The 7,147-nt window shown below is 64.0% G+C and carries 8 protein-coding genes and 1 pseudogene; all 9 read right to left on the reverse strand.

Annotated features, from left to right (window positions below; genetic code table 11):
* Nucleotides 1–212, reverse strand: a pseudogene (locus tag EN955_RS32995) (heme lyase NrfEFG subunit NrfE); the annotation flags it as partial.
* 32 nt (nucleotides 213–244) lie between these two features.
* A complete protein-coding gene (ccmE, locus tag EN955_RS33000; RefSeq protein WP_013532635.1) occupies nucleotides 245–688 on the reverse strand; it encodes a cytochrome c maturation protein CcmE in 444 nt (147 codons plus the stop codon).
* A gap of 8 nt (nucleotides 689–696) precedes the next feature.
* The gene (gene ccmI, locus EN955_RS33005; protein WP_024505286.1) at nucleotides 697–1,836 is read right to left on the reverse strand and encodes a c-type cytochrome biogenesis protein CcmI; all 1,140 of its coding nucleotides are present in this window, start codon (nucleotides 1,834–1,836) and stop codon (nucleotides 697–699) included.
* A gap of 93 nt (nucleotides 1,837–1,929) precedes the next feature.
* Nucleotides 1,930–2,367 carry a hypothetical protein gene (locus EN955_RS33010; protein ID WP_013532637.1) on the reverse strand — a complete coding sequence of 146 codons (438 nt, stop codon included), beginning with the start codon at nucleotides 2,365–2,367 and terminating at the stop codon, nucleotides 1,930–1,932.
* 184 nt (nucleotides 2,368–2,551) lie between these two features.
* On the reverse strand, nucleotides 2,552–3,985 hold the full coding sequence (locus EN955_RS33015) for an ATP-binding protein (RefSeq protein ID WP_024505287.1): 1,434 nt from the start codon (nucleotides 3,983–3,985) through the stop codon (nucleotides 2,552–2,554).
* The gene (locus EN955_RS33020; RefSeq protein WP_013532639.1) at nucleotides 3,969–4,634 is read right to left on the reverse strand and encodes a response regulator transcription factor; all 666 of its coding nucleotides are present in this window, start codon (nucleotides 4,632–4,634) and stop codon (nucleotides 3,969–3,971) included. Before EN955_RS33020 ends, EN955_RS33015 begins: the two co-directional genes overlap by 17 nt.
* A gap of 119 nt (nucleotides 4,635–4,753) precedes the next feature.
* Entirely contained in the window at nucleotides 4,754–5,056 is a 303-nt protein-coding gene (locus EN955_RS33025; RefSeq protein ID WP_013532640.1) for a hypothetical protein, read from the reverse strand.
* A 175-nt stretch (nucleotides 5,057–5,231) separates the two neighbouring features.
* A complete protein-coding gene (locus EN955_RS33030; RefSeq protein ID WP_024505288.1) occupies nucleotides 5,232–5,639 on the reverse strand; it encodes a DUF3168 domain-containing protein in 408 nt (135 codons plus the stop codon).
* 198 nt (nucleotides 5,640–5,837) lie between these two features.
* Nucleotides 5,838–7,049: an amidase gene (locus tag EN955_RS33035; RefSeq protein WP_338101300.1), complete on the reverse strand. Its 1,212-nt coding sequence runs from the start codon at nucleotides 7,047–7,049 to the stop codon at nucleotides 5,838–5,840.
* Nucleotides 7,050–7,147 lie beyond the last annotated feature (98 nt).

Genomic DNA, 7,147 nt, shown 5'->3' on the forward strand with positions numbered 1-7,147 from the left:
CACACGCTTGCCACCGAGAAATCGGAGCTCGCATAGGCACTCGCCAGCGCTGCGAAAGACAGCGCCGTCAAGGCGAAGCCGGTCACCGCGACCGGACCGCCGACGGCCATCAGGCGCTGGTTGTTCAGGCGTGCGCCAAACAGCGGCACGAGCGTCTGCACCAGCGAAAGCGCAAACGCCAGGACGAGGGCGAAATGTCCGGTTTCAACCATGCCCGTGATCCACTGTCGCTCTCCTGCCGGAGCTATTCACTCTTGCTCTCCTGCCACACGCCCTTGGCCTTGAGGCCGTCCGCAACCTCCTTGGGCATATAGCGCTCATCATGCTTGGCCAGCACGCTATCGGCAACAAAAACCCCGTCCGGGCCGAAACTACCCTCGGTGATGACGCCCTGCTCTTCGCGGAAAAGGTCGGGCAGGATGCCGGTATAGGTGACCTTGACCGATTTGTGCGTGTCGGTGACCGAAAAGCCGACCGTGGCCCCCTGCCCGCGCTGGATCGTGCCTTTTTCGACCAATCCACCCAACCGGATGCGCTGGCCAGGCTGGACGCTTGCCGTGGTGAGATCGGCCGGCATGTAGAAATAAGAGGCCTTCTGGCCAAGCGCGTAGAAAGTCAGCCCGGTCGCGGCACCCAGGAAGACCAGGCCGCCCGCGATCACCGACAATCGTTTCTGCTTGCGCGTCATGTCTTGTTCTACTCCGTCGCCGCAAGCCCAAGCGAAGCGGCAAAGGCGGTGAACTTCTTCGCCTGGTCACTGTCGGCCCCAAAGACGGCAATGGCGCGACCGAGCGCCTCACGCGCCTGATCGGCCTTGCCAAGCACGACATAGGAACGAACGAGCCGCATCCATCCTTCCGGGTCGTGCGGATTTTGCCGCAGTTTGTCGTCAAGGCCGGCAACCATGGTGTTGATCATGGCTTCCCGATCCTGCGGCGACATCGAGGATGCGGCGTCGATATCGCCGGCATCGGGGCCGTTGGCGGCGCCGCCGGAAGCCACTTCGGGGTTGCCGGACTTGGCCAGCGCCTGCTCGACGGCACCGCGCCATGGCGAGTCCGGCGGCAATCTGCCCAGCATCGCCTGCCATGCCGTGGTCGCTTCCTTGGCGCGACCCTCCTGCGCCAACGCCATGGCCAGGTAGAAACTGGCCTTCGCATTGGCCGGATCGAGCTTCAGGGCTGCCTCGAAAGCATCCTGGGCATCGGCCGAGACAATGCCGCCTGCCGCGCCGGCGATCGCCTCTCCGAGACCGGCCTGGCGAACGGCGCTGTCGCCATCAAGCCGAATGGCGTTGCGATAGGCATCCGCCGCGTCGGAAAAGCGCTGCATGCGCAGATAGACCGGGGCAAGCACGTCCCAGCCCCTGCCATCGGTGGGATTGGCGGCCAGATGGGCTTCGGCCCGCGCCACCAGTTCGTCGACCGAACTGTCGGCGGGATTCTTGGCCAACCGCTCGCTGAGCGGTTGTGACGGCAGGTCGGGAGAGCCAAGCTTGACATAGAGCCCCCAACTGACCAGCGGCACCGCCAGCACGGCTACGGTTGCCACCAGCCTTGCGGTGGCCGGCGCTCGGCCCGCGTTTGCGCCGCCGGCGGTACCCGCATTGTCAAGGCGAAGGATGCGGCGAGCGATCTCGGCGCGGGCTTCGGCCGCTTCGGCCGGCTGGATCAAGCCACGCGCAGCGTCGCGGTCAAGCTCGGACAGTTGGTCGCGATAGACTTCGAGATCATGTTCGCCGCTCGACGACGCGCCCTTCGCGCTGGCGGCCAGCGGCAACAGCACCGCCAGGCTTGCACCCAGCGTGAGAATGGCGGCTATGACCCAGAACAGCATGGTTCTTCCAATAACGGCAGAGCTCTGCCGTGCCAACAGATGCATGCTGCGACGCTTTGACGACGCCAGCCGCCAATCGTCGGCAGACGGTCGTCAGGTCAGCGGCGTCCAGCTGCCATCGGCGTTGCGGCAAGCGGTTCCGCGCGCCGTGACTCCGGCGCCGCCGGAAAACACCGTCTGCGTGTACTGGCGGCAGTCCTGCGAACCGACGCGGTAGGGCTGGGCCGGAACCACCTCGCCGTAGCGCGAAGCCTGGGCGCCTTTCCACGTCACCTTCTGGCCGCTGGTCGTGTATTCCAGCGCCTTGTACTCAGCCTCGAGCGCGCTGCGCTTCTCGGTCTCGCTGAGGCCGTTGCCGATCGCCCCGCTGATGAGGCCGCCGCCCATCGCCGAAATGATCGTCGTGGTCACCTTGCCGCTGGAAGGAGGTGTCGAGGCCGGTGTCGCTGCCACGGTTGGACCCTTGCCGCTCAAGGTGGTGCAGCCGGAAACAGCCAGCAATGCGGAAACAAGCGCGACGCGAATCTTCATGCCAACAACCGGTTTTCTTGAGTTGGAGCCTGCCATGGATGCGCCGGGGGCCGCGTCATCGAGAAGTCGGCGTGGCCATAGTATTGATATTTGTCGGAAATTTGGCCGCTGGCCGCTGCGGGACCAATGGACATGCCGCCAACAACATCTCCCGCCCCTCTATGTCGATCGGCTCTGGTGAACATCACTGAAGGCTCCGCAATCGCACCACCGCCTTCAATCCGCCCATACCGGACCGTTCGAGCGCCAGAACGCCTCCATACTCGTTGACGAGGTCTGCGACAATGGCCAGGCCCAGACCTGTTCCGGGCTTTGTCTCGTCCAGACGCCGTCCGCGCTTCAGCGCCTCGCGCGCCTTGTCCTCGGGAATGCCCGGACCGTCATCCTCTATGCCGATCTCGAACAGGCCGGCCGGGTCGTCCTTGCCGGTCAAGGGCACGATCGAGACCTGCACCGCGCTCTTTGCCCATTTCATCGCGTTTTCAAGGAGATTGCCCAGCAGTTCCTCAAGGTCCTCACGCTCGCCGGCGAAGACGATCTCGGCCGCCGGCAGCGACAGCGACAGATTTGTCTGCGGATTGAGCTTCCGCAGAACCCGCACCATGCGCTGCACCAGCGGCGTCACCGGCGTGCGGTAGACCACGCTGTCGCGTTGTGCCGCGACGCGGGCGCGCTGGAGATAGTGTTCGACCTGCTTCTGCATGGAAGCGGCCTGTTCGGCGATCAACTGCCCCTTGGCGCCGCCGAGCGCGCGGCCCTCGTTGAGCAGTACCGCCAGCGGCGTCTTCAGCGAATGGGCGAGATTGCCGACCTGTGTTCGCGACCGCTCGACGATGCGCCTGTTGTTTTCGATCAACGCATTGGTTTCGTTGGCAAGCGGTTCGATCTCGGCCGGGAAGCGGCCGTCGAGCCTCTGGGCGGTGCCTTCGCGCACCATGGCGAGCGCGTTTCTGACCCGGCGCAGCGGCTGCAGGCCGAGCAGGATTGCGATCGCGTTGATGGCGATCATGCCGACGCCGAACAGGCTGAGATAGGTCAGCAGGCGGCGCTGAAAGGTGGCGATTTCCTGTTCGAGTTCGCTCTGGTTGCCCATGACGCGGAAACGCGCGGCGCGGTTCTTGGCGTCGAGGACGAATTCGCTCTCGAACACTTCGAGTTGCTCGCCGTCGATGCCTTCGGCTGCGTAGCTGCGCTGGAAGCTCGCGTTGAACGGCACCTCGGCAACGCTCGGTGACGGGATCGTCGTGGTCATCGACGACGAATGGAGATCGCCATGCACGCCTTCCGAAGCGGGCTCAACCGACCAGTACCAGCCCGAATTCGGCTCCGAGAACCGGAGGTCGCCGAGATCTGGCGCGCCGGTCAGCGCACCGCTGTCGGAGATGCCGATCGAACCGATCAGGTTGAACAGATGCGCCGAAAGCAGGCTGTCGAAGCCGCGCTCGCTGGCCTGGCGGTATAGGGTGGTGATCAAGGTGAAGATGACAACGAGCGTCACGATCGCCCAGACCGTGGAAAAGGCGATGACGCGGAACGTCAGCGAACGCGGCCACAAACGCAGCGAAAGCGGCGTCCTTGCGGTTGGTTTGAGCGGTTCCGAGTTACGCCTCCGGCTCACGCATGCGGTAGCCCATGCCGCGCACGGTTTCGATCATGTCGATGCCCATCTTCTTGCGCAGCCGCCCGACAAACACCTCGATGGTGTTGGAATCGCGGTCGAAATCCTGATCGTAGAGATGCTCGACCAGTTCGGTCCGCGAGACGACCTCGCCCATATGGTGCATCAGATAGGCAAGCAGGCGGAATTCGTGCGACGTCAGCTTCAGCGGCACGCCGCCGACATCGGCCTTGGAGGCCTTGGTGTCGAGGCGCAGCGGTCCGCAGGTCAGCTCGGACGAGGCATGGCCGGCAGCGCGCCGGATCAGAGCCCGCAGCCTCGCCAGCACCTCCTCGATGTGGAACGGCTTGGTGACGTAGTCGTCGGCGCCGGCATCGATGCCGGAAACCTTGTCGCTCCAGCGGTCGCGCGCCGTCAGGATCAGCACCGGCATCTTGCGGCCGCCGCGTCGCCAGCGCTCGACCACGCTGATGCCGTCCATCTGCGGCAGGCCGATATCGAGCACGACCGCGTCATAGGGCTCGGTGTCGCCGAGGAAATGGCCTTCCTCGCCGTCGAAGGCGCGGTCGACGACATAGCCGGCATCGACCAGCGCATCCGATATCTGCCGATTGAGATCCTTGTCATCTTCGACGACCAGTACACGCATGCGGAGTTCGATACCTGTTGAAGAGCTTTGTCGGATGGAAGAGCTTTGTCGGATGGAAAACTGGGGCAGATATAGGCCGATTCCGGCGGCCTGGGAAACGTGGCCTAAGGTTGATTGGATCAGTTCAGCGGAACGACGATCTCGGAACGGCGCGGACGTTGTCCGTCCTTGCCCGGAACGAGCACGACGATGACACAGACAGGCTGACCGCCGCGCGTCGATTGCGAGGCCTTGGCCAGCGTTCCGCCATTCTGCTCGGCCACCTGTTGGCCGATGGCGTAGCAATCGGATGCCGCCAGTACGATCGGACTGGCCAGGTCGGGCGGCGCGATGACCGGCATCGCCATCGCCTGCGACGCAAACAGCCCGGCAGCACAAAGCGCCAGTGTCGCGGTTCGGAAGTGGGAGCGAAGCGTTTTCATGACCGGCGTTGTAACGCATCGGTGCTGAACGTGAAATGAACGGTGAACGCCGCTGAAAACATCCTCGCCACACCCCTGCAACGCGAGACAGTCAACCTGGGATTTCGCCGCCTCGAACAGGCGAAATCCCGCGAAAGTCCAGTCTAGACTCCGTTTTGACCATATTGAAAGCGCATCAGGCATTTTCCTGCGTCATCGCGCGAAAACGCAGCAGCCCGTGATGCACGAGCAGATCCTCGTCATGGCGGGCTTCGGCAAATTCCAGCGACAGTCGTGTCTGGCCGCGAGGGCCGATCACCAATGCTGCGTCGGCAAGGCGCGCCTGGATGGCGGCCATGATGGCTAGCGTTTCGGCATCCCCATGGGCTTTCGACCAGACATGCAGCGTAATCAACTGATCGTCGGTGTTCTGGACGCCCGTGTCCCAGTCGAAGGCACTGGTCTGGCCGCAAGTCACGTGGGGAAAGGCGGCATTGTCGGCTGGCTGTTCAAGCAATCCGGCGCCACCCAGCAGCGCCGACAGCGATGCGTCGCTTCTCAATCTCTGGAACAATGCCTGCTGCAAATCGCCGGACGCGGTCATTTGTCGTTTCCCCTCGTCTGCCAGGCCTCGAGCCGGCCTTTTGCGCTACCGGCAATTCGCGCGCAACGTAGCCGCACCGACAATCCTGCGCCAGATCACATGGGTCGTCTCGTCCGGATCATGAACGCCAGCGATTTCTAGAATACCACCCTGCTATGAACAGATTGGCAAGCCCGCCACCCTTGTAGACCGATCTGATCACCCCCGATCCGGATATTGCTGGAGCGCTCGCCGGCAAAGAGCCAGCAGGGCCATTTCGGAATTCCTCGGACCAAGGATCGAAATTCCGAACGGCAGTCCCTCCACCTCCGCGATCGGCATCGAAATCTGCGGCAGACCACTCAGCCCAGCCGTACAAAGCATCGAAATCGACCGGCTGCGATAGGCCTCCAGAGCCTCTCCCGCCATGCCCAGCGGCAAGGCGACCGAAGGGGCGGTCGGGAAAACCAGTGCGGTTCCTGAGCCAGCCAATGACGACAAGTGTTCCCGTACGACGGCTTTCCCGGCAAGAGCGGTTTCGTAGTCGGAGATCGGCACCCGCTCGGCCCAGTCGAAGCGCTGCCGCACTCCCTCGCCGAGGACCGGTCGGTGCTCGGTGATCCAGGCGCCGTGGTCGGCCCAGGCTTCGTAGGCCTGGATAGCGCGAAAGATTGGCCGCCAGGCATCGAAGCCATCCGGTGCGACCCGGACCTCACCGGCGATGTCGATGATCCGAAACAGCCGCTCGAGCACGTCTTCGAAGACGCGGCGCTCCAAGTGACCCAGCACGTAGCTGGCGATGTCCGTGGCGACGACGAGGCGGGTGATTGGCGGCGGAATGGTGTCCTCCGGCAGCAGCAGCCGGGCCACGGCCTCGTAGACACCGACGTCGCGCGCGAACCAGCCGACGGTGTCGAAGCTGCGCGCCAGCGGCTGCAGCCCAACCGTGTCGATGCGGCCATGCGTCGGCCGCAGGCCGATCAGCCCGCAATAGGAGGCTGGCAGCCTGATCGACCCTCCGGTATCGGTGCCGAGCGCTATATCGGCGAGGCCGGCCGCCACCGCGGCGACCGAACCCGACGACGACCCGCCCGGAATGCGGCCCGGTGCGCGCGGGTTCACCGGCGTGCCGTAATGCGGGTTCTCGCCATTCATCGAATAGGCGAACTCGTCGGTGTGGGTCTTGCCGATAAATCGGGCGCCGGCATCCAGCAATGTCTGGACCACTGGCGCCGTGTCGGGCTTGCCGCCGCTCCATTCGCGCCGCAGCGGATGGCCGCCGCCGGTGGGATAGCCCGCGACGTCATAGAGATCCTTCACCGCCAGGGTCAGGCCGGCGAGCGGTCCGCTTGCCGCCGAAGCGATCGGGATTGGCGGGTAATCCACGAAGGCCCCGACAGGATCATTCCGCAACAGCATCACGCCTCGCATCTAAAATTTTTGTTTGTGCTTCGTCCAAGCGCCTAATCGGTAAAAAGCCCACAACTCCGGGAATCTTGCCGACTTTCGCTACCGGACATCCATATTTG

This window comes from Mesorhizobium sp. M7A.F.Ca.CA.001.04.2.1 (genome assembly GCF_003998485.1).
Lineage (GTDB): Bacteria > Pseudomonadota > Alphaproteobacteria > Rhizobiales > Rhizobiaceae > Mesorhizobium > Mesorhizobium ciceri.

Bases quoted from the DNA above. Each gene is read 5' to 3' on its own strand.
- ccmI (WP_024505286.1), bottom strand. From the start codon at position 1,836: ATGCTGTTCTGGGTCATAGCCGCCATTCTCACGCTGGGTGCAAGCCTG.
- EN955_RS33030 (WP_024505288.1), bottom strand. From the start codon at position 5,639: ATGACCGCGTCCGGCGATTTGCAGCAGGCATTGTTCCAGAGATTGAGA.
- EN955_RS33025 (WP_013532640.1), bottom strand. From the start codon at position 5,056: ATGAAAACGCTTCGCTCCCACTTCCGAACCGCGACACTGGCGCTTTGT.
- ccmE (WP_013532635.1), bottom strand. From the start codon at position 688: ATGACGCGCAAGCAGAAACGATTGTCGGTGATCGCGGGCGGCCTGGTC.
- EN955_RS33020 (WP_013532639.1), bottom strand. From the start codon at position 4,634: ATGCGTGTACTGGTCGTCGAAGATGACAAGGATCTCAATCGGCAGATA.
- EN955_RS33010 (WP_013532637.1), bottom strand. From the start codon at position 2,367: ATGAAGATTCGCGTCGCGCTTGTTTCCGCATTGCTGGCTGTTTCCGGC.
- EN955_RS33035 (WP_338101300.1), bottom strand. From the start codon at position 7,049: ATGCGAGGCGTGATGCTGTTGCGGAATGATCCTGTCGGGGCCTTCGTG.